This window comes from Actinosynnema sp. NPDC023658, assembly GCF_040639995.1.
Classification (GTDB): Bacteria; Actinomycetota; Actinomycetes; order Mycobacteriales; family Pseudonocardiaceae; genus Actinosynnema.
In genome coordinates this window covers 784-1,762 of the sequence record NZ_JBFAAX010001095.1, presented here as the reverse complement: position 1 = coordinate 1,762, position 979 = coordinate 784, and the positions used below count along the sequence as shown (strand labels likewise).

The 979-nt window shown below is 72.4% G+C and carries 2 protein-coding genes; one reads left to right on the top strand and one right to left on the bottom strand.

Going from position 1 to position 979, the window contains the following annotated elements:
- The coding region (locus AB0G02_RS38440; RefSeq protein ID WP_360804895.1) for an HTH domain-containing protein at positions 1-534 on the bottom strand (534 nt) is incomplete at its 3' end.
- Between the two features lie 135 nt (positions 535-669).
- Here AB0G02_RS38440 and AB0G02_RS38435 point away from each other — a divergent pair.
- The coding region (locus AB0G02_RS38435) for a RidA family protein (RefSeq protein ID WP_360804901.1) at positions 670-979 on the top strand (310 nt) is incomplete at its 3' end.

Below are 979 nucleotides of genomic sequence, written 5' to 3'. Positions count from 1 at the left end.
GGCTCCGCAGTGGCACACGCCCACCAGCAGGTCGGTGCCCGGCTGCCAGTGGACGCGGTAGACCGCGTCACCGCGCAACACCGCGACCCGGTCGCCCACGGCGTCCGGCACCTCCTCGGCGACCGCACGACGTGAGAGGAGGTCGGTCTCGGGGTCGATGAGCAGGCGCTCGGCCACGCCGACCGCGGTGTCCCGATGGCTCTCGGGCAGCGCGTCGACCACCTTGAGCATGGCCGAGGCGAGCGCCGAGCCGAGGCCGAACGCCTGTGCGCCGCGCCGCGACCCGGCGATCAGCAGGGCGAGCGCCTCGTCGTGGCTCAACCCGGTGAGCTCCGTCCGGAAACCGGGCAGCAGCGCGAAACCGCCGTGCCGGCCGCGTTCGGCGTAGACGGGGACGCCCGCCGCGGACAGCGCCTCGACGTCGCGCAGCACGGTGCGGGTGGACACCTCCAGCTCGCGCGCCAACGTTGCCGCGGACAGCCGGCCGCGTTGGCGGAGCAGCAGCACCAGCGAGACCAACCGGTCGGCGCGCACGCGGAGAAGCTACCGAATACACGACACAAGATGTCGTGATTCGGCGGAAGGCTGCCCTCACGGCGTCGGAACCGGTCGACGACCGGGCCGGCGGACGTACCAGTTGTCGACGAGTGGAACGGAGCTGATGTGGCTGTGCAGCGAACGGCGGTCAACCCCTGGGAGTGGTCCGTGGCGATGGGGTACAGCCAGGGCGAGGTCGTGTCCGGGCACACCCGGACCCTGTACTGCTCCGGGCAGGCCGCGATGGGCGGGGACGGCGAGCCCCGGCACGCCGGTGACATGGCGGCGCAGTTGGCGTTGAGCCTCGACAACCTGGAGGCGGTGCTCGACGAGGCGGGCATGTCCCTGGTCGACCTGGTCCGGCTCACCGTCTACACCACCGACGTCGACCTGCTCTTCCGGCACTACGGCGTGCTGGCGTCGCGGTTGGGCGCCGCCGGGG